General features: G+C 71.2%; 12 protein-coding genes. 5 read left to right on the top strand and 7 right to left on the bottom strand.

What is annotated here, in order from left to right:
• Nucleotides 1-76 precede the first annotated feature (76 nt).
• The 3 genes from AC3IX6_RS36035 to AC3IX6_RS36025 are packed head-to-tail and all read left to right on the top strand — an operon-like array spanning nt 77 to nt 3,854.
• Nucleotides 77-1,642 (top strand): sugar ABC transporter ATP-binding protein, encoded by a 1,566-nt coding sequence (locus tag AC3IX6_RS36035; RefSeq protein WP_489367479.1) that lies wholly within the window; start codon nt 77-79, stop codon nt 1,640-1,642.
• Complete coding sequence (locus AC3IX6_RS36030) at nt 1,639-2,679, top strand: ABC transporter permease (protein WP_489367478.1); 1,041 nt, start codon at nt 1,639-1,641, stop codon at nt 2,677-2,679. The genes AC3IX6_RS36035 and AC3IX6_RS36030 overlap by 4 nt, the downstream gene beginning before the upstream one ends.
• A gap of 26 nt (nt 2,680-2,705) precedes the next feature.
• Complete coding sequence (locus tag AC3IX6_RS36025; protein ID WP_489367477.1) at nt 2,706-3,854, top strand: substrate-binding domain-containing protein; 1,149 nt, start codon at nt 2,706-2,708, stop codon at nt 3,852-3,854.
• A gap of 48 nt (nt 3,855-3,902) precedes the next feature.
• Here AC3IX6_RS36025 and AC3IX6_RS36020 read toward each other — a convergent pair whose 3' ends face one another.
• From AC3IX6_RS36020 to AC3IX6_RS36010, 3 genes are all read right to left on the bottom strand, one after another.
• Nucleotides 3,903-5,975: a SpoIIE family protein phosphatase gene (locus AC3IX6_RS36020; RefSeq protein ID WP_489367476.1), complete on the bottom strand. Its 2,073-nt coding sequence runs from the start codon at nt 5,973-5,975 to the stop codon at nt 3,903-3,905.
• 546 nt (nt 5,976-6,521) lie between these two features.
• Nucleotides 6,522-7,640, bottom strand: coding sequence for a fatty acid desaturase family protein (locus AC3IX6_RS36015; RefSeq protein ID WP_489367474.1), 1,119 nt, complete (start codon nt 7,638-7,640; stop codon nt 6,522-6,524).
• Nucleotides 7,641-7,648: 8 nt separating this feature from the next.
• A complete protein-coding gene (locus AC3IX6_RS36010; RefSeq protein ID WP_489367473.1) occupies nt 7,649-8,704 on the bottom strand; it encodes a ferredoxin reductase in 1,056 nt (351 codons plus the stop codon).
• Between the two features lie 86 nt (nt 8,705-8,790).
• Here AC3IX6_RS36010 and AC3IX6_RS36005 point away from each other — a divergent pair, with 86 nt between their 5' ends.
• Both AC3IX6_RS36005 and AC3IX6_RS36000 read left to right on the top strand, forming a co-directional pair.
• Nucleotides 8,791-9,930 carry a PucR family transcriptional regulator gene (locus AC3IX6_RS36005; protein ID WP_489367472.1) on the top strand — a complete coding sequence of 380 codons (1,140 nt, stop codon included), beginning with the start codon at nt 8,791-8,793 and terminating at the stop codon, nt 9,928-9,930.
• 56 nt (nt 9,931-9,986) lie between these two features.
• A complete protein-coding gene (locus tag AC3IX6_RS36000) occupies nt 9,987-10,982 on the top strand; it encodes a GNAT family N-acetyltransferase (protein WP_489367471.1) in 996 nt (331 codons plus the stop codon).
• A gap of 480 nt (nt 10,983-11,462) precedes the next feature.
• On the opposite strand, the gene AC3IX6_RS35995 is transcribed toward AC3IX6_RS36000, so the two are convergent.
• From AC3IX6_RS35995 to AC3IX6_RS35980, 4 genes are all read right to left on the bottom strand, one after another.
• Nucleotides 11,463-11,789, bottom strand: coding sequence for an L-rhamnose mutarotase (locus AC3IX6_RS35995; protein WP_489367470.1), 327 nt, complete (start codon nt 11,787-11,789; stop codon nt 11,463-11,465).
• A complete protein-coding gene (locus AC3IX6_RS35990; RefSeq protein WP_489367469.1) occupies nt 11,786-15,010 on the bottom strand; it encodes a discoidin domain-containing protein in 3,225 nt (1,074 codons plus the stop codon). Before AC3IX6_RS35990 ends, AC3IX6_RS35995 begins: the two co-directional genes overlap by 4 nt.
• Before the next feature lie 386 nt (nt 15,011-15,396).
• Nucleotides 15,397-16,869 carry a rhamnulokinase gene (locus AC3IX6_RS35985; protein WP_489367468.1) on the bottom strand — a complete coding sequence of 491 codons (1,473 nt, stop codon included), beginning with the start codon at nt 16,867-16,869 and terminating at the stop codon, nt 15,397-15,399.
• Nucleotides 16,870-16,876: 7 nt separating this feature from the next.
• Nucleotides 16,877-18,916 carry a bifunctional aldolase/short-chain dehydrogenase gene (locus AC3IX6_RS35980; RefSeq protein WP_489367467.1) on the bottom strand — a complete coding sequence of 680 codons (2,040 nt, stop codon included), beginning with the start codon at nt 18,914-18,916 and terminating at the stop codon, nt 16,877-16,879.
• Nucleotides 18,917-18,976: the final 60 nt, after the last annotated feature.

Below are 18,976 nucleotides of genomic sequence, written 5' to 3'. Positions count from 1 at the left end.
TGCTCCCCGGCCCCCATTAGCATCCTCCCTGTCCACCCTCCCGAGAGGGGATCCGAGGTCGGCCCCGGAGACGTCCGTGCATGACGCCCATGACACTTCCGACACCTCGCCGGGCCGCCCGTCCGGACACGCCGCCGGCGAACCGCTCGTGCGGATACGCGGTCTCGGCAAACGGTTCGGCGGCACCGTCGCACTGGACGCGGTCAGCCTCGACCTCCACCGCGGCAGTGTGCTCGCCCTCCTCGGCCCCAACGGCTCCGGGAAGTCCACGCTCATCAAGGTGCTCGCCGGGGTCCACCGAGCCGACGAGGGCGAGGTCACGGTGGCCGGGCAACCGCTCGGATCCGAAGCCGCCTCCGGAAAGATGTCCTTCATCCACCAGGACCTCGGTCTGGTCGAGTGGATGACGGTCGCGGAGAACATCGCCCTGGGGACGGGCTACCCGCGCCGCCACGGCCTGATCTCCTGGCGACGGACCCGGGAGCAGTGCGCCGACGCCCTGCGGATCGTCGCCGGACACCTGGACGCCGACGCCCGGATCGCGGATCTCGCGCCCGCCGAGCGTTCCCTGGTCGCCATCGCCCGAGCCCTCGCGCGACGGACGGAGCTCTTCGTCCTCGACGAGCCGACCGCCACGCTTCCCGCCGCGGACTGCGCCCGGCTCTTCGACGTGCTGCACACACTGCGCGACCGGGGGCACGCCGTCCTGTACGTCAGCCACCGGCTCGACGAGGTCTACCGGGTCGCCGACACGTTCGCCGTCCTGCGCGACGGCCGCCTCGTCAGCGGTGGACCTCTTTCCGGGTACGGTCCCGCCCGTCTGGTCCATGACATCGCGGGCGACGTACCGGCGCGTCGCGGGCCTGCCGCCGCCGTGCCCACCGGCCGCCCTCCCCTGCTGCGTCTCGACGCCGTGACGACGCAGCGGACCCGGCCCATCAGCCTGGATCTGGCGCCCGGGGAGATCGTCGGCATGGTCGGGCTGACCGGCGCCGGCCACATGCACCTGGGCCGCGCCCTCGCCGGCGCGCTGCCCCTGCTCGGCGGGCGGGCAATCCTCGACGGCCGGCCGTACCACCCGCGCACCGTGGCCGCCGCCCTCCGCCAGGGAGTCGGCTTCGTGGCCGCCAACCGCCAGGAGGAGGGTTGCGCCCCTGATCTGACGGTCCGGGAGAACTTCCTGGCCAACCCCCGGGCGGCCGGTGTGCCGGCGTGGCGCTGGCGCGGTCCCCGGCATGAGCGGCGCGAGGCCTCCGCCCTGATCGAACGGTTCTCGGTACGCCCCCTCGACAGCGAGGTGCCCCTCGCCGGCCTGTCCGGCGGCCATCAGCAGAAGGTGGTGCTGGGCCGGTCCCTCCGCGGGCGGCTGCGGCTGCTGATCCTCGAGGAGCCGACCGCGAGCGTGGACGTCGGCGCCAAGGCGGCGATCCACCGGTTGCTCGACGAAGCGGCCACCGGGGGCCTGGCGGTCCTGCTGGTGTCCACCGACTTCGAGGAGGTCGCGGACCTCTGCCACCGCGCTCTGGTTTTCGTACGCGGATCGGTGGTGGCCGAGCCGGCCGGTGCCGCCCTGACGCCCGCCGAGCTCACCCGTGCCGCCTCGGCCATGCCCGCGATCACCGGAAGCCCGACGGCCCCGTGACCCCCTCCCGGCGCGGGCACGTCATCGGGAACTACGGCCTGCCGGCCTTGACCGCCCTGCTCTTCCTGGTCTTCTCCGTCGTCCTGCCGGACACCTTCCCCACCCGGGACAACGTGTCCTCGATCCTCTCCAACCAGTCGATCCCCGCCCTCCTCGCACTCGGGGCTACGATCCCCATCGCCACCGGCAAGTTCGACCTGTCCATCGGGTACGGGCTGGGGCTGGCACACGTGCTGGTCATGTACCTCATCACCGAGGCGGGGACGCCCTGGCCGCTCGCCTGTCTCGCCGTCGTGCTCGGCGGGACGCTGGTCGGCGCCCTGAACGGTGCCGTCGTCGAATTCGCCCGGATCGACTCCTTCATCGCCACCCTCGGCACCGGCAGCATCATGTACGCCCTCACCGGATGGCTCACCGGTGGCAGCAGGATCGTTCCCGGCCCGGAGGGCCTGCCGACCTCCTTCACCGGCCTCTACAACGCCCGGTTCCTCGGTCTGCCGGTGCCCGCCTTCTACGTCCTCGCCGCCGTCGCCGTCCTCTGGGTGGTTCTGGAACGGCTGCCGTTCGGCCGGTACCTGTACGTAGTCGGCTCCAACCCCCGCGCCGCCGCCATCATCGGCATCCCCACCCACAGGTACTCCGTCTACGCCTTCGCCGGATCGGGCCTGTTCGTGGGCATCTCAGGGGTCCTGCTCGCCGCGCAGCAGCAGATCGGCAACCCCAGCGTCGGCCTGGACTACCTGCTGCCCGCCTTCGTCGGCGCGCTGCTCGGCTCGACCACGATCAAACCCGGCCGCGCCAACGCGCTCGGAACCCTCGTGGCCGTCACTGTGCTCGCCGTCGGGCTCGCCGGGATCGGCCAGCTCGGCGCCCAGTTCTGGGCCACGCCGCTGTTCAACGGGGGCACGCTGCTGATGGCGGTCGGCCTGGCCGGCTACGCGGCCAGGCGGCGGCTGCGCACGCGGGCCACAGGGGACCGCAACCCGCCCGACGAGCCTTCCGGGCCATCGGCGGCGCGGGCAGCCGAAGCCCGATAGACCCGGCAACCCAGGTCAGGAGCACCGTGTACCCGAATCGGACCAGCGTCCTCGCGGCCACAGCCCTTTGGGCGGCCGCCGCCACCCTCGTCGCGGGTTGCGGAGGCGACTCGTCGCGGACCTCGGCCTCGGCCTCGCCTTCGGCCGCCGACTGCCCGGCCGCACTCGTGCGAGCCAAGGAGGCCGTCGAGCGGGCCGCGCGTACGGGCCTCCCCTGGAACGGTCCCACAACCGGACCCGAGGCGGTGCCCGGCAAAGTCATCGTCTATGTGGCCCAGACCATGACCAATCCTGGTGTCGCCGGAGTCGCCAGGGGCGTCCGGGAAGCCGCAGCGGCCATCGGCTGGCAGGTCCGGGTGATCGACGGGGACGGCACCCCCGCGGGCATCCAAGCCGCGCTCAGCCAGGCGGTCACCCTCCGGCCCTCGGGCATCGTCATCGGCGGCTTCGATCCCCTGCTCACCGCGCAGCAGACTGCGCGGGCAGCGGCCGCGGGCATTCCGCTGATCGGCTGGCACGCGGTCGACTCCCCCGGACCGAGTACGAGTCCCCGGCTGTTCACCAACGTCACCACGAAGGTGGAGGAGGTCGCGAGGGTGAGCGCGGACTGGGTCATCGCCCGGTCCGGCGGTGACGCCGGGGTCGTCATCTTCACCGATGACTCCATCCCGTTCGCCCGCAACAAGTCCGAGCTGATCAAACGGCACCTCGCGACGTGCCCGGGGGTGACGCTGCTGGCGACCGAGAACATCCCCATCCCGGACGCGGGGCAGCGCACCCCGGGGCAGGTCTCCTCCCTGGTGTCCCGCTTCGGCAGCCGGTGGACCCACTCCGTCGCCGTCAACGACCTCTACTTCGCCGACGCCGCCCCGGCGCTGCTTGCCGCCGGGCGCCCCGGCGAGGGGCCGCCCTTCAACATCGGCGCGGGCGACGGCGATCCTTCCGCCTTCCAGCGCATCAACAGCCGACGTTTCCAGGCCGCCACCGTCCCCGAACCGCTGGCCCAGCAGGGGTGGCAGATCATCGACGAGTTCAACCGCGCCTTCGCCGGCCGGCCCGCCAGCGGCTACGTCGCCCCCGCTCATGTGGTGACGGCCGAGAACAGCGGCGGGGCCACGTCCTGGGACCCGCGGGGCTACCGAGAGGCGTACCGGAGCATCTGGCGCGGGGAGTGACCCGGGGCCCGGCAGCGGTCGCCGGTGGCGCGGGAGCTCGACAGCTCCTCACGGCACCCCGCCGATGCGGGCGGCCAGGAGCGCGACGTCGTCGTCGGACGCCGCCGGAACGAGGTGGGTGATCAGCGAGTCGCACAGGTGGTCCAGCTGCCGTTGTGGATCCGCGAGCAGTTGCGTCAGCTCGGCCAGCCGTTCGTCCAGGTCACGGCCTCGGGCTTCGATCAGTCCGTCGGTGTAGAGCACGAGAATGCTGCCGGGAGGCACATTGATCTCGGTGGGAGTGAAGTCGATGCCCCCGACGCCCAGGGGGACACCCGGCGGGGTGTCCAGGAGCCGGACCGTACCGTCGGGGAGCACGAGTGCGGGCGGCGGGTGTCCGGCCCTGGTGACCGTACAGAGTCCGGTGGCCGGGTCGCAGACGACGTACAGGAAGGTGGCCAGCATCGGCTCGGCCAGATCACCGAGGACGGCTTCCAGCTGGTGCAACAGCCGTACGGGCGAAAGGTCCAGCCGTGCGAGGGCCCGCACGGAGGCGGACAGTCGGCCCATGACCGCGGCGGCGGCGATGCCGTGCCCCATGACGTCGCCGATGAGCAGGGCGGCTTTGCCGTCGGCCAGAGCCAGGACGTCGTACCAGTCACCGCCGATCTCGTTGACGTCGCTCGCGGGGAGGTAGCGGTGGCTGACCGCGATGCCCGGCGGCGGGCTGATGTGCTGGGGGAGCATGCTGCGCTGGAGGATGACCGCGGTGTCGTGCTCACGGTGGTAGAGCCGGGCGTTGTCGATGCTGAGCGCGGCGCGGGCGGCGAGTTCACCGGCGAGGGTGACGTCTTCGGATCCGAAGGGTCCTATCGGGCGGGTGCGGTAGAAGGTGGCGACGCCGAGCACCGTGTCCCGGGCCACCAGGGGCGCCATGACCAATGAGTGCACACCCACCGCGAGCAGTTGGGCGGGCTTGGCCGAGTGCCGGGCGGCGGGGGCGACGGCCTGCTCGTCGAGACGGGCGGTCAAGAAGGACTGCCGGGCCGCGAGGGCCTGCGTGTAGGGGGCGGCGACGGGGAAGGCGAGCGTCCTGCCGAGGGGGGCGAGGACATCGGTCACCTTGGATCCGGACAGCGGGGCCTTGCCGAGGCGCCGCAGGGCGACCCCGCCGGTCAGCCCCATGCCGGGCTCATCCCCGCGCGCCAGCGCATCCAGGACGTCCACGGTGACGGCATCGGCGAGGCGCGGCACGGCGAGATCGGCGAGTTCCTGCGCGGTGCGCTCCAGGTCGAGGCTGGAGCCGACCCGGATGCTGGCCTCACTGAGCATGGCGAGGCGGCGCCGTGCGGCTTCGGCTTCGACGTGGTCGCGCTGCTGCTCGGTGATGTCGACGAGCGAGGCGATGACTCCGATCGACATGCCGGCGGGATCCTCCACCCGGACGTAGGAACACGACCACACACGGTCGTGGTCCGGTTCCGCCGGCGTCCGTCCGACACGGCGGCGGTCAAGGACCGGCCGCCCGGTCTCCAGCACCTGCAGCATGGCCTCCTCCATCTCGCGGGCGTTCACCTCCGGGAGGATCTGGGCCAGGCGGCGTCCCACGTGTGCCGATTCCGGCAGACCGTTCATGGCTTCGAGTGCGGCGTTGACCTGCAAGAACCGCAACTGCGAGTCGAGGATCGCGATGCCGACCGGGGAACGGGCGAACAAGCCTTCCCACACCGCCGAGGATCCCCGGATGCGCCGTGCCGCGTGGGCATCGGCTGCGAAGACCAGCACCGTGGCCACGCCGTGCCCGCGGTCGGACACCGGAGAGGCCCAGATCTCCAGCTCCAGTGGGTGCCCGTCGCGGTGCCAGGCGGTCACCGTGCCCATCACGCCCCGCCCGGCGGCCGCGGCTTCCCAAAGAGAGCGGCCCAGGCTGCGATCGGATCCTGGATGGAGGAGGTCTGCGATGTTGCGCCCCAGCATCTGCGGCGGTGCATAGCCGAGCAATTCCTGCGCGACCTGGTTCCAGCGGACGATCGTTCCGGTCGCGCTGGTGGCCACCAGCGCGACCGGCAACGCGCCCAGCCACCCGCCGGCAGCCTGCGCGGCGCCGCTGATCAGCTCGTCGACCGGGATGCGCTCATTCATCTGGCACCTGTACCCCACGCCGCAGCGTCCTTGCCCTGCGTCCGCGGTCGCCGTGAGGCCCCGAACCGCTCGGGCGGGCCCTCCGGGAACCGGGTCCTACGGATCCATCGTCTGCCCGGTCGGCATGACACCGCCTCTTGGGGCGACGAGCACGCCGTGCCCACACCGCTCCGAGAGGCCCGGGAGGAGATGCACCGGCAGTACGTCGAGACGTACGACACGGGGCACACGGACGGCCCGGGGGAACCCTTCGTACGCGCGCCGTACACGTAGGCTGCCCGCACTGAGCAATCGCCACAAAGGGAGCGAACGTGCCCCCTCACCTGAACCCGTACATCAGCTTCGCCGGCGACGCGAAGCAGGCCATGGAGTTCTGAGCCTGAGCGGCGAGGACATGGACGAGCTGCGGGGCTGCCGGAACAAGCCGTCCGACGGCGGCACGGTGGCCGTCCCCCTGGAGAATCTGATGCCTCGGCCGCCCACCGTCCGCAACGGATCTCGCCGAGCCCAATGGTGCGACCGAGAGGTCTGGACCGGTGCCGGGAATCAGACCGCGACGAGCTTCTGCTTGCGGTCCGGCGTCTTGAGCTTGGGCTTCTTGTTCGGCAGCGAGAGCCGGAAGACCTTGTGCCACGCGGAGAACACCTGCTTGGGCAGGGGCCCGGTGACGTACTCCAGCTCGTACTTTTCGAACAGCGCGCGCACCTTCACCGCGACCTCGGCGTACCGGTTGCTCGGCAGGTCCGGGAACAGGTGGTGCTCGATCTGGTGCGACAGGTTGCCGGTCATGAAGTGCATGGCCTTGCTGCCGCTGATGTTCGCCGAGCCCATCATCTGGCGCAGGTACCACTGGCCGCGCGTCTCGCCCCTGATCGACCGGCGCTCGAAGACCTGTACGCCCTCGGGGAAGTGCCCGCACATGATCACCGAGTGGGTCCAGATGTTGCGGACCAGGTTCGCGGTGAACGTGGCGGCGAGGGTGGGGAGGAACGACGGGCCCGACAGCAGCGGGTGGATCACGTAGTCCTTGAGCACCTGCTTGCGGATCTTGCGGCCCACGGCCTTGGCCCGCGCGCGGAACTCCGGGTTCTTGCGGCGGCGCTTGTTCAGGTTCTTGCCGAGCTCCAGGTCGTACGCGGCGATGCCGTACTCGAAGAAGCAGGCGTTGAGGAAGTTCCACAGCGGCTGGCCGAGGTGGAACGGGTGCCACCTCTGGTCCTCGTCGACGCGCATGATGCCGTAGCCGAGGTCGTTGTCCTTGCCGATCACGTTGGTGTACGTGTGGTGCAGCTCGTTGTGCGAGTGCTTCCACTGCTCGGACGGAGACACGTGGTCCCACTCCCAGGTGGTGGAGTGGATCTTCGGGTCCCGCATCCAGTCCCACTGGCCGTGCAGGATGTTGTGACCGATCTCCATGTTGTCCATGATCTTCGCCACGGACAGCCCGGCAGTGCCGATCAGCCACGCGGGCGGGAAGATCGAGAACAGCAGCACGCCCCTGCTGACCAGCTCGAGCTTGCGCTGCGCCGAGATGACCTTACGGATGTAGGCGGCGTCCTTCTCTCCGCGGTCGGCGATCACCTCGTCGCGGATCGCGTCCAGCTCACGGCCGAGCTCCTCGATCTGCTCCGCGGTCAGGTGGGCGGTGGGGTCGATGGCGGTCAAGGTGCTTCCTACCGTTCGATGTCGCAAGGGCCCGCCGCGGCGGACACGCAGGTCTGGATGAGGACGCCCGGCTCGGCCTCGGTGATCTCGCCGGTGCGCAGGTCGCGGACGGCGCCCGACTTGAGCGGCGTGACGCAGCCGAAGCAGATGCCCATGCGGCACCCGGAGGGCATGAGCACGCCGGCCTCCTCGCCGACGTCCAGCAACGGCGTGGCGCCGTCCGCGTCGACGGTCTTGCCGGTGGCGCTGAACGTGACCTCGCCGCCGTCGCCGGTGACGACGATGGTGGGGCGGAAGCGTTCGGTGTGCAGGCGCTCTTGTACGCCGTGCCCGGTCCAGTGCGCTTCGGCGGCGTCGAGCAGGCCCGCGGGCCCGCAGGCCCAGGTCTCGCGCTCGGCCCAGTCGGGCACGAGTGCGTCGAGACGGGCGATGTCGAGCATGCCGTCCGTGTCGGTGTGCACCTCGGTGAGCCGCAGCTTCTTGTCCGCGACCAGGTCGTGCAGCTCGCCGCGGAAGATCACGTCCTGCGGCCGTGGCGCGCAGTGGACCATGACGACGTCGTCGAACTCGGTGTCGCGCAGCATGCCCATCACGGGCGTGATGCCGCTGCCGGCCGTCAGGTAGAGCACCTTGGCGGGCTGGGTCCGCGACAGCACGAAGTCGCCGGTCGGCTGGTCGAGCTGGATCAGCGTGCCCGGTTGCGCCCTGCGGACCAGGTGGTTGCTGACCTTGCCGTCCGGGATCGCCTTCACGGTGATCGTGACGCGGCCGTCCTGGCGGTTCGTCGGCGAGGTGATGGAGTAGGCACGCCACAGGCGCACCCCGTCGACATCGACCCCGATCCGCACGTACTGACCGGCCGTGTGGCCGCGCCAGCCCCGTCCCGGCCTGATCACGATGGTCGCGGCGTCCCCCGTCTCGGGGTGCACGGCCTCGATGCGCCCACGCAGGTCGGCGCCCGCACGCAGCGGGCTGACCAGGTCGAGGTAGTCCGACGGCAGCAGCGGCGTCGTGACCATCTCCAGCAGTTTCCAGGCCCTGCTGCGGAGGGCTGTGCTCGTCATGACTCCAGATTGCTGCGCCTCAGGGCGTAAAGTCCTGTCCGTAGGACGTGAATCTGATCGGCTGGATTGTTCGTAGGGAACAAAACATGGGGCATGCAGTCCGGAGGGCCAGCGAGCTGGCTCTGGATGAGACGACGGTCACGGCACTTCGGGCCGCGCTGAGGAGCACCGCCGACGAGGTCGTCCAGGCGATCATCGACGAGGTCCCGTCCTACGCCAACGCACTTTCGGGCCGCATGGGCGCCACCATCCGCCGATCCGTCCGCACCGCCCTGGGGCACTACCTGGACCTCGCGACCGGGAACGCCACGGGCGGCGACGCCGGTGACGCGGCCTACGAGCTGGGCCGCGGCGAGGTGCGCGACGGCCGTTCGATGGACGCCCTGCTCAGCGCCTACCGCGTCGGCGCCCGCGTGGCCTGGCGATGCCTGGCAGCGGGCGCCGTACCCGCCGGTCTGCCCGCCGCCGAGGTCGCCAAGTTCGCCGAGCTGACCTTCGCCTACATCGACGAGCTCTCCGCCGCGAGCGCCGCGGGCCACGCCGACGAACTGGCCGCCCGGGGCAGGGCTCACGAGCGCCACCTGGAACACCTGGCCCGCGATCTCCTCGCCGACGCGAGCCCGGACGTGCTGCTCGCCTCCGTCCAACGGGCCGGGTGGCAGCCTCCGGTTTCGCTGACCGCGGTCCTGCTGCCCGCCGCCCAGGCCCGGCCCGCCTACCGCACGCTCGACCCGAACACCCTCGTCCTCGATGATCTGCAGGACGCCACCGGTGTGCTGCTCGTCCCCGATGCCGACCGATCACATCTCCTGCGGCAGCTGACCGACCGCACCGCCGTGGTCGGCCCGGCCCGGCCGTGGACTCGTGCGTCCGCCTCGTACGCACGAGCCGTACGCGCGCGCTCCCTCTCCGCTGACATTCGCGACACCGAGGAGCACCTGCCCGACCTGGTGCTGAGCGCTGACGCGGACGCGTTCGCAGACCTGCGCGCCCGGGCCCTCGCACCCTTGCGGACCTTGCCCGTCGCGACCGCGCGGCGGCTGGAGGAGACACTGCGGGCGTGGCTGCTGCACCAGGGCAGGCGGGACGAGGCGGCGGCGGCGTTGTTCGTCCATCCACAGACGGTCCGGTACCGGATGTCGCAGCTGCGGGATCTGTTTCCGGATCTCGCATCGCCACAGCGGGTCCTTGAACTGACCCTGGCGGTCGGTCTCCGGGTCAGCTGACGCGGAGTTCGCAAGCTCCTGACCTCACGTTCGCAGCACACAGCGGGAGCTCACGCATGACACAGCACATCGCCTCGATCGCGCCGTTGTCACTCGCCGACGAAGGCGCCCTGAGGAGCCTCCGCCTGTTGCAGGAGCGGGCTCAGGCCGAAGACCTTCCCACCGGCCCCCCGCCCTGCCCGACGGCCTTCCTGGGACAGATGCTCCACCCCAGACCCGGGACCTCGGTATTGACCTGGGGCCTGTGGAGCCGCGGGCTCCCGGTGGGACTGTGCGCGATCGGCGTGCGGAAGAACGGCACGCGTCCGACCGCCGAGGTGATCCACTTCCTCGTTCATCCCGATGTCCGCAGGACAGGCCTCGGCAGGCGGCTGCTGGCCGCCGCCACACACCAGCTGGCCGGAGTCGGCGTACGCAAACTGGCGGTCTTCACCTCCGGCCCCACCGGCGAGGCGAGTCCGGGCGATGCCTTCGCTCAGGCCACGGGGGCGGCCTGCGTCCAGCGGTATCTGGGGCTGTCACTGCGCACCGGCCCGACCCGTCAGCCCCTCGACGTGGACCCCGCGTACGAGCTGCTGCACTGGCGCGACGGCGTCCCCTCGGAGCACGAGGCGGCCTTCGCCGAGATGTCATCGCGTCTCGCGGCAGAGGAAGCGGCGCGTGCCGGCGGCGACCAGGCGCCGGAGATCTTCGACGCCGACAAGATCCACCGCCTCTACGCCGCCCTCCGCGCGTGGGGCTACCGCACCTATCTGACCGCCGTACGGCACCGGGCCACCGGCCTGCTCGTCGGGTACTCGGCCCTCGGCATGGCCGACGCACACCAGCGGCACGCGAGCCAGTGGGACACCATCGTTCTTCCGTCACACCGCGGCCGGAGACTGGGCGGAGTGCTCAAGCGCGCGAATCTGTCGTGGACCGCGGAACACGAGCCCGCACTGGCTACGGTGGAAACCTGGAACGCGGCCTCGAACGCCGGCATGCTGCACGTGAACCAGTCGTTCGGCTTCCGCGCCGACCGGAGCGGAGCCCTTCGGGAGTGGCCCCTGTGAAGGGACCCGGCCTGCGCCGCCGCCGGTCACGGCCATCATGGGACTGATCAGGCTCGCAGGGCGTCCGGTCCCTCCTCGCTCGTGCGGGCCGCAGGAAGGCCGAGTCGGGTGGCAGGCCCAGCCGGCGGAAGAGCGGTGGGCCGTGCGCCGTCGTGGTCGTGCTCCACGTCCGCGAGCGGCCGCGGACCCGTGAGGCGTCGGTGTGCATGCCGTAATGGCCTCCTTCCCCGTGCGCCGTCAGGACCGTCAGGGTGTGCGTGAGCGCGGCCCGGTGGCCGAGCACCTCCTGGACGAGCGGCAGGCAGTCGGCGAGGTGCCGGCTCAGCACGGGGCTGGTCACGGGGAGGACGAGGGAGCTACGGCCCTTGTGCGAGACCTGGCCCGACAGCGGGTCCAGGACCGTTCCGGCGCGGAAGTCCGGCTCCCGGGAGATCGCGTAGCCTGACAGAGTCGCCTGCCTCTTCCCTCCTCTCAGGACTGTCAGTCCAGGTGGAACACCTCCGTCAGCGGTGCCATCGCCCGGTCGGCCGGCGTGCCGTCCAGGTACTGGAAGTAGCGGGACATCTCGGCCTGCCAGCGGGCGTTGACCTCGCAGGCGGACATCGCCTCGCGGGCGCGATCGAAGTCCTCGGTCTCCAAGTAGCCGACGAGCAGGCCGTCCGGGCGCAGGAACAGGGAGTAGTTGGTCCAGCCGGTGGCCCGGAGGGCGTCGAGCATCTCCGGCCACACCTTGGCGTGGCGCTCGCGGTACTCGTCGACGAGTTCGGCCTTCACCTGGAGCAGGAAGCAGATCCGGTGCTTCGTCATGAGGCACCGATCCCCGCCAGCTGCATGTAGTACACGCCGAACTGGTCGGCGGTGAGCGTGGTGCCGGTGACCTTCACGTACCGGGCGGTGGTGGCGGCGAAGGCGAAGGAGAGGCCGCCGGCTCCGGGGCGCGGGTACGAGCTCCTCGACACCACGGTGGTCCAGTTCGTGCCGTCGGTCGAGAGCTGGACGGTGAAGGCCGACGGGAAGCCGCGCCCGGTGTTCGGGATGTCGTCGCGGGGGTACAACGTGACCTGGCTGATCCGTGACGGGCCGCCGAGGTCCACCCGCGCCCACTGCGTGGTGTTCGGGGAGCCGGCCCCGGCGCTGCTCCAGCCCGAGGAGTTCCACAGGTCGGTGTGATGGGTCCCGTTGGTGAGGTTGGCGGTCAGCCAGCCCTCCTTGTGGTACTCGACCGAGCTGGAGGTGGTCGCCGTGCGGCCCAGTGCCAGGTCTCCGGCGACGGCCTCGATCTCCGCGAACTGCATGCGGAAACTGCCGAACTGATCCGTACTCAGGTTGGTCCCCGTCACCTTCACGTAGCGCGCGTTGACCGTCGCGAACGGGAAGGTCCGCGCCGTGGCGCCGGGCCTCGGGTACCCGGTGCGGGTGCTGACCGTGGTCCAGTTCGTGCCGTCGGTGGAGGTCTGGATGGTGAAGTCGACCGGGAAGCCCTGACCGGCGTTGGCTCCGTCGCTGCGCGGGTGGAGGTCCACCCGGCTCACCGGCCGGGTCGAGCCCAGGTCCAGCCGCACCCACTCGGTGTGGTTGGTGGCGATGCTGCCGGAACTGCTCCACCCCGCGGCGTTCGGCGCCGACGACCGCTGCCCGTCGACCGCCGAGCGGATGCCCCAGCCGTCGGCCTCGTACGAGCTGGAGGCGGTGACGGCGGCACTCTCGGCCGGGGCGAGAGAGGTCGGCATGATCCGGGCGTTCCGGAAGTTCGCGCTGGCGCCGCCGGTGACCAGACCCACGTCGCCCGCGGTGAACGCCGCGTCGGTGACGGTCAGCACCGGTGCCTGCCCGGTCCCGGAGTACACCCTCAGGGTGTTCCCGCGCGCCACTACGCGCAGGCGGGTGCGCTGCCCCGACACGTAGCCGGGCACGGACGCCGAGCCGATCCTTGTGCCGCTGCGGTAGACGAACACCTGGCCGTTGTCCCGCTGGGCGATCAGGTAGCCGGAGTCCAGGTCCGTACCGTTGGCCGAACGCACCATCAGACCGGCCCAGTTGGTGCTTCCACCGGACGAGCTCACTCCGGTGATCTGCAGGTCCACGCCGACCGAGACGTCGGTGTAGCCCCGGCCGCGCAGGTAGGAGACGTGCCCCCACGCCGACGCGTCGGACTGCGTGTACTGGGCGCCGCTGGTCGACCAGGTCCCCCGGGTGTGGGTCCAGAAGTGGTCGCCGCCGCTGAAGTCGTCCGTGAACGGAAGCGCCAGGTCACCGGAGGCCGCGGCCAGTTCGTCGAGGAGCTGCTTGTGCCGGCCCTCGACGTTCCACCCGGAGTGGTCGTACGCCGTCGGGTTGGTGATCAGCGTCTCGGCCAGGGTGCGTGCCGCCTGCGGCTTGACCGCGGCCAGTTGCTGGAGCAGTTCGAAGTCCTGCAGGCCCGCGGTCTGAGCTTCGCTGCGGAGGCTGTCGTAGATGTCGTAGGCGGCCTTGTTCGGATAGACCAGCCAGCTGTCGCCGGTCTGCGGGGTGTTGAAGGTTTCGGCGGGCGGGTACGGCTCGCTGAAGCCGTCGTGCCAGTAGTTCCAGCCCCAGTGCAGGTAGCCTTCGCCGCCGATCTTCCAGGTCAGCCAGGGGAGGAGCCTGGTCCCGCTGAGGTAGTTGCTGGTGAAGCGGTTCATGTACGAGCCCTGCGGGAGGATGCAGCTGTACAGCCACAGGTCCTTCCCGCTGATCCGGTAGTTCTGGTAGAGCGCGACGTTCTCGTCGTAGTTCGACGAGAGCGGGGTCTGCGTCGACAGATGGGCCGCGTCCCCGGTGAAGGTGGTCAGCTGCGCCTCGTTGGTGCGCGGGTTCGGGAAGTACTGCTCGTAGAGGGTGTAGAGCCAGTTGGCGGCCGTGGCCTGTTGCGTGGTGGTGGGCTCGTCCAGGGCGCTCATGTAGAAGTTGTCCGTCCAGCCCTTGGCATCCAGGTGTGCCTTCAGCGCCGGGAACAACTGCTTCAACCAGTTGTTGGTGTCCGGGCAGCCGTTGGCCGCGGCGGAGTTGGGCCGGCAGAGCACGTGCTTGACCGCGCCGCTGACGCCGTTGACCGGCACCAGGGTGTCGAGGTTCGGATCGGAGGCGGGCGGCTCCAGCAGGGTCGGGGTGTAGAGGTACTGCATGGCCCCGGCCTTGACGAAGAGGTTGACGAACCGGTCGAAGGTGGACCAGCCGAAGGTGAAGCGGCCCGCGGCGTCGACGGTGGTGTCCGGGATCAGCAGGGCCACCGCGTCGGCGTAGATCACGTTGTTCCGGTGTCGCGCCATGTTCGCCGCGATGTTGGCCTCGACGGTCCACCAGTTGGCGTCGTACATCTGTACGCCGTACTCGTTCGGGATCGACGCCTCGGTGCCCGCGTAGTCCCAGCCCGCCGAGGAGAACCAGTTGTTCATCTTGAACGTGGACTGCGAGGTCGGCGGGATCGTGGCGCTGTACACGGCCACGGACACCGGCACCGTGACGGCGCCCAGGCTGCTGTTCACCCTGGCGCTGCCGGTGTAGACGCCCGGTGCCTGACCGGCCGGCACGTAGACCTGGTAGTAGGCGGCGTACGTGGTGTTCGCCGCCACCGACTGCGGACTGTTGTTCATCAGCGCGTCGTAGTAGGCGGTCCCACCGTCGGGCGGGTTCTGGACGTTGCCGACCTTCTGGATCCTCGGGTGGCTGTACTCGTAGCGCGTGGTGATGTTCGCGGCGGGAATGAGCGCGCCGCCGGGGCCGGTCAGCGCCCCGGGGGTGACGGACACCCCGGTCTGCGCCGAACCGGACCGCACCAGGATCTGCGCCCCCTCGTAGGCGTTGCGGGCCGCGTACAGCTCGATCCCGGTCGGCGCCCAGCTCGGCGGGGTGGTCGAGGTGAAGGGCCGGTCGGTGGCGTCCAGGATCCACACGGTCGGCCCGCCGGCAGCGCCGGCCTGAGGCGCGGCGAGAACGGCCAGCGGCACTGCGGACAGTGACAGTGCCAGGCACAGCAGGAGACGCAGGGATCTGCGGCGAGGCGTGCGCATGGAGACCCTCCGAACTCTGAGAAATGGCCTCGAGAGCCGAACAGGCCTTTCTTTCTCAACCTGTTCGGGTCGCCCGCAATTGTTTTACGGAGCGACTTTCGGCCGACGCGGGGCCTCGCTGTTCGGAGTCCTGGTGATGGCGTACGGGCAGCTCACAGCAGGGACAGCGAGGTCGAGGATGACACGAAGGGCAGCCGCTGGTCGCGCGATCGCATCGGGAATATGTACACCCGGCCACCTGACGGCCAGCACGTTTCCCTTCGGTAAAGGGAGTATTTCCAGAATGACGATCCACAACCATGCGAACTTGAGCAATATTTGACCGATCGTCACTGTCTGTACGACGGGACGAGAGGTGACACCGCGTCCATGCCGTGCGGCTCAGGTCAGGCGAGCCCCACACGGGCGGCGGCGGCGTCCCACGCGCGGATGTCTCCGGCGGGCTCGTAGCGCCGCAGGCGCTGGGTGCGGGCGACCAGGCGGCGCATGGCGCTGCGGTCCTCCACCAGCCCGTGGGCGCGGGCCTGGACGAGGATGTTGCCGATGGCGGTGGCCTCGGCGGGGCCGGCGATGACGGGCAGGCCGGTGGCGTCGGCGGTGAGCCGGCACAGCAGGGCGTTGCGGCTGCCGCCGCCCACGAGATGCACGGCACGGATCGCGCGGCCGGTCAAATGAGCTGCCTGGAACAGGGTGTGACGATGCGCCAGGGCCAGGCTCTCCAGGATGCAGCGGACGACGGCGCCCTGGTCCGCGGGCAGGTGCTGGCCGGTGCGGGCGCAGTGCTCGGCGAGGCGGGCCGGCAGGTCCCCGGGGGCGAGGAACTCGGGGGCGCCGGGGTCGACGAGCGCCGCGAACGGGCGGGCGGCTGCGGCGCGTTCGAGCAGCTCGGGCAGCTGGTGCACCTCGCCACGGGCGCGCCAGGTGCGCCGGCTCTCGCTGAGCAGCCACAGGCCCATGACGTTGCGCAGGTAGCGGACGGTGCCGTCGATGCCGAGTTCGTTGGTGAAGTTGGCGGCGCGGGAGGCTTCGGTGAGGACGGGCGCGTCGAGTTCGAGGCCGGCGAGCGACCAGGTGCCGCAGGAGATGTAGGCGAAGTCCTCGGTGCCGGCGGGGACGGCGGCGACCGCGGAGGCGGTGTCGTGGGAGGCGACCGCGACTACGGGGGTGCCGGGGCGCAGGCCGGTGGCGGCGGCGACGTGCGGAAGGACGGTGCCGGCGTGGTCGCCGGGGCGGCGCAGTGCGGGCAGGAGGGCCGGGTCCAGGTCGAGCGCGGCGAGGACCGGGGCGGACCAGGCGCCGGTGCGGGCGTCGTACAGGCCCGTGGTGGAGGCATTGGTGACCTCTGCGCCGACGGTGCCGGTGAGCCAGTGGGTGATCAGGTCGGGCAGCAGGAGCAGGGTGCGGGCGCGGTCGAGGTGCTTCTCGGCGGCGAGCTGGAAGATCGTGTTGAACGGCAGGTGCTGAAGTCCGGTGATCCGGTACAGCTCACGGGCCGGGAGGCGGCACCGGACGGCCTGGACGGCGGCGGCGCCGCGCGGGTCGCGGTAGTGGAACGGGTTGCCGAGGAGCGCGCCGTCGGCGTCGAGGAGCCCGTAGTCGACGGCCCAGCTGTCGATGCCGACGGAGGCGAGGTCCCAGCGCGCGGCGGCCTCGCGGAAGCCGTCCAGGACGCCTTGGTACAGGCCGAGGGCGTTCCAGCGCAACCCGTCCGGGAGTTGGACGGGAATGTTGTCGAACCGGTGGGTCTCGGTGAGGTCGAGGCGGTCACGGGCGACCCGGCCGACGAGCACCCGTCCGCTGGTGGCGCCGAGGTCCGCCGCGGCGAAGGCGGCCGGGGTGCGTGGGGTGGGGGGCGTCACGACCGCCTCAGCGCAGGAAGGCCGCGGCGACGCCGGCATCGACGGGGATGTGGAGGCCGGTGGTGTGGGTGAGGTCGCCGCCGGTGAGGGCGAAGACGGCGGCGGCGACGTGCTCGGGCAGCACCTCGCGCTTGAGGAGGGTGCGCTGGGCGTAGAACGCGCCGAGCTGCTCCTCCGCGATGCCGTAGGTGGCGGCGCGCTGGGCGCCCCAGCCGCCGGCGAAGATGCCCGAGCCGCGGACCACGCCGTCCGGGTTGACGCCATTGACGCGGATTCCGTGTTCGCCCAACTCGACGGCGAGTAGCCGAACTTGGTGGGCCTGGTCGGCCTTGGCGGCGGAGTACGCGATGTTGTCGGGGCCGGCGAAGACCGCGTTCTTCGAGGCGATGTAGACGAGGTCGCCGCCCAGGCCCTGCCGGATCATGGTGCGGGCGGCCTCCCGGGAGACGAGGAAGGAGCCGCGGGCCATGATGGCGTGCTGCCGGTCCCAGTCGTCGGCGGTGGTCTCCAGCAGCGGCTTGGAGATGGAGATGCCCGCGTTGTTGACCACCAGGTCGACGCCGCCGAAGGCGAGGAGCGCGGTGCGGAACGCCTCGGCGATCTGCTCCTCGGAGGTGACGTCGACGGTGACCGCCACGGCCCGGTCCGGGCCGCCGAGTTCGTCCGCGACGGCCCGGGCGGTGGCGGTGTTGACGTCGGCGACGACGACGCAGGCGCCCTCGGCGGCCAGGCGGTGCGCGATGGCCCTGCCGATGCCGGAGCCGGCGCCGGTGACCAGGGCGACGCGGGTGTCCAGCGGTTTGGGCGCGGGCATCCGCCGCAGCTTCGCCTCTTCCAGCGCCCAGTACTCGATGGCGAACTTCTCGCGCTCCTCGATCGGGGCGTAGCAGGAGACCGCCTCCGCGCCGCGCATCACGTTGATCGCATTGAGGTAGAACTCGCCGGCCACGCGGGCGGTCCGCTTGTCCCTGCCGAAGGAGAACATGCCGACGCCCGGGACCAGGACGATCGCCGGGTCGGCGCCGCGCATGGGGGGCGAGTCCGCGGTGGCGTACCGCTCGTAGTACGCCCGGTAGCCGGCCCGATAGCCGGTGTGCAGCTCCCGCAGGCGGGCGATCGTCTCGTCCAGGGGCGCGGTGGCGGGCAGGTCGAGGACCAGCGGGGCGACCTTGGTGCGCAGGAAGTGGTCGGGGCAGGAGGTGCCGAGGGCGGCCAGGCGGGGATGCTCGGCGCGGGCGAGGAAGTCCAACACGGGCGCGGCGTCGGTGAAGTGGCCGACCTGCGGGAGGTCGGTGGAGGCCAGGCCGCGGATGACGGGGGCGAGCGAGGCGGCGCGTCGGCGGCGTTCGGCCTCGGGCAGGGCCTGGTAGTCGTCAAGCCGCGGGCCGAACGGCTCGGGCTTGCCGTGGCGGGCCAGGAACGTCTCGGCGGTGCGGATGATGTGCAGGGCGTTGGCCTCGCACTCCTCGCCGGTGGCGCCCCAGGCGGTGATGCCGTGACCGCCGAGGACGCAACCGACGGCCTGCGGGTGGGTCCGTTTGATCTCGGCGATTTCCAGGCCGAGTTGGAAACCGGGACGGCGCCAGGGCAGCCACGGCACGGTGTCGCCGAAGCAGGCGGCGGTGAGCCTTTCGCCGTCGGCGGCGGTGGCGAGCGCGATGCCGGAGTCGGGGTGCAGGTGGTCGACGTGCGCGGCGTCGACCAGACCGTGCATGGCGGTGTCGATGGACGGAGCCGCGCCGCCCTTGCCGTGCAGGCAGTACTCGAACGCGGCGACCATCTCGTCCTCCCGTTCCACGCCCGGGTAGGTGTCGGCGAGGGCGCGCAGGCGGTCCAGTCGCAGCACGGCCAGGCCCCCCTCGGCGAGGGTGCCGAGGTCGCCGCCGGAGCCCTTCACCCACATCAGGTCGACGGGCTGCCCGGTGACGGGGTCGGTCGCCGCGCCCTTGGCAGAGGTGTTGCCGCCGGCGTAGTTGGTGTTGCGCGGATCCGATCCGAGCCGGTGGGAGCGGGCGAGGAGGGCGGCGACGACGGGGTGCTGGGCCATGGCGGGAGCAGCTTCCTTGTCTGGTGGCGGTGGCGCTCTCGCGGGGGTGCGCGAGGAGGG

Source organism: Streptomyces sp. GL_141 (assembly GCF_057834385.1).
Note: the sequence above shows the minus strand (reverse complement) of the source record. Positions and strands in the feature narration are given on the sequence as shown.

Bases quoted from the DNA above. Each gene is read 5' to 3' on its own strand.
- AC3IX6_RS36020 (WP_489367476.1), bottom strand. From the start codon at position 5,975: ATGAATGAGCGCATCCCGGTCGACGAGCTGATCAGCGGCGCCGCGCAG.
- AC3IX6_RS36010 (WP_489367473.1), bottom strand. From the start codon at position 8,704: ATGACGAGCACAGCCCTCCGCAGCAGGGCCTGGAAACTGCTGGAGATG.
- AC3IX6_RS36005 (WP_489367472.1), top strand. From the start codon at position 8,791: ATGGGGCATGCAGTCCGGAGGGCCAGCGAGCTGGCTCTGGATGAGACG.
- AC3IX6_RS36000 (WP_489367471.1), top strand. From the start codon at position 9,987: ATGACACAGCACATCGCCTCGATCGCGCCGTTGTCACTCGCCGACGAA.
- AC3IX6_RS35995 (WP_489367470.1), bottom strand. From the start codon at position 11,789: ATGACGAAGCACCGGATCTGCTTCCTGCTCCAGGTGAAGGCCGAACTC.
- AC3IX6_RS35990 (WP_489367469.1), bottom strand. From the start codon at position 15,010: ATGCGCACGCCTCGCCGCAGATCCCTGCGTCTCCTGCTGTGCCTGGCA.
- AC3IX6_RS35980 (WP_489367467.1), bottom strand. From the start codon at position 18,916: ATGGCCCAGCACCCCGTCGTCGCCGCCCTCCTCGCCCGCTCCCACCGG.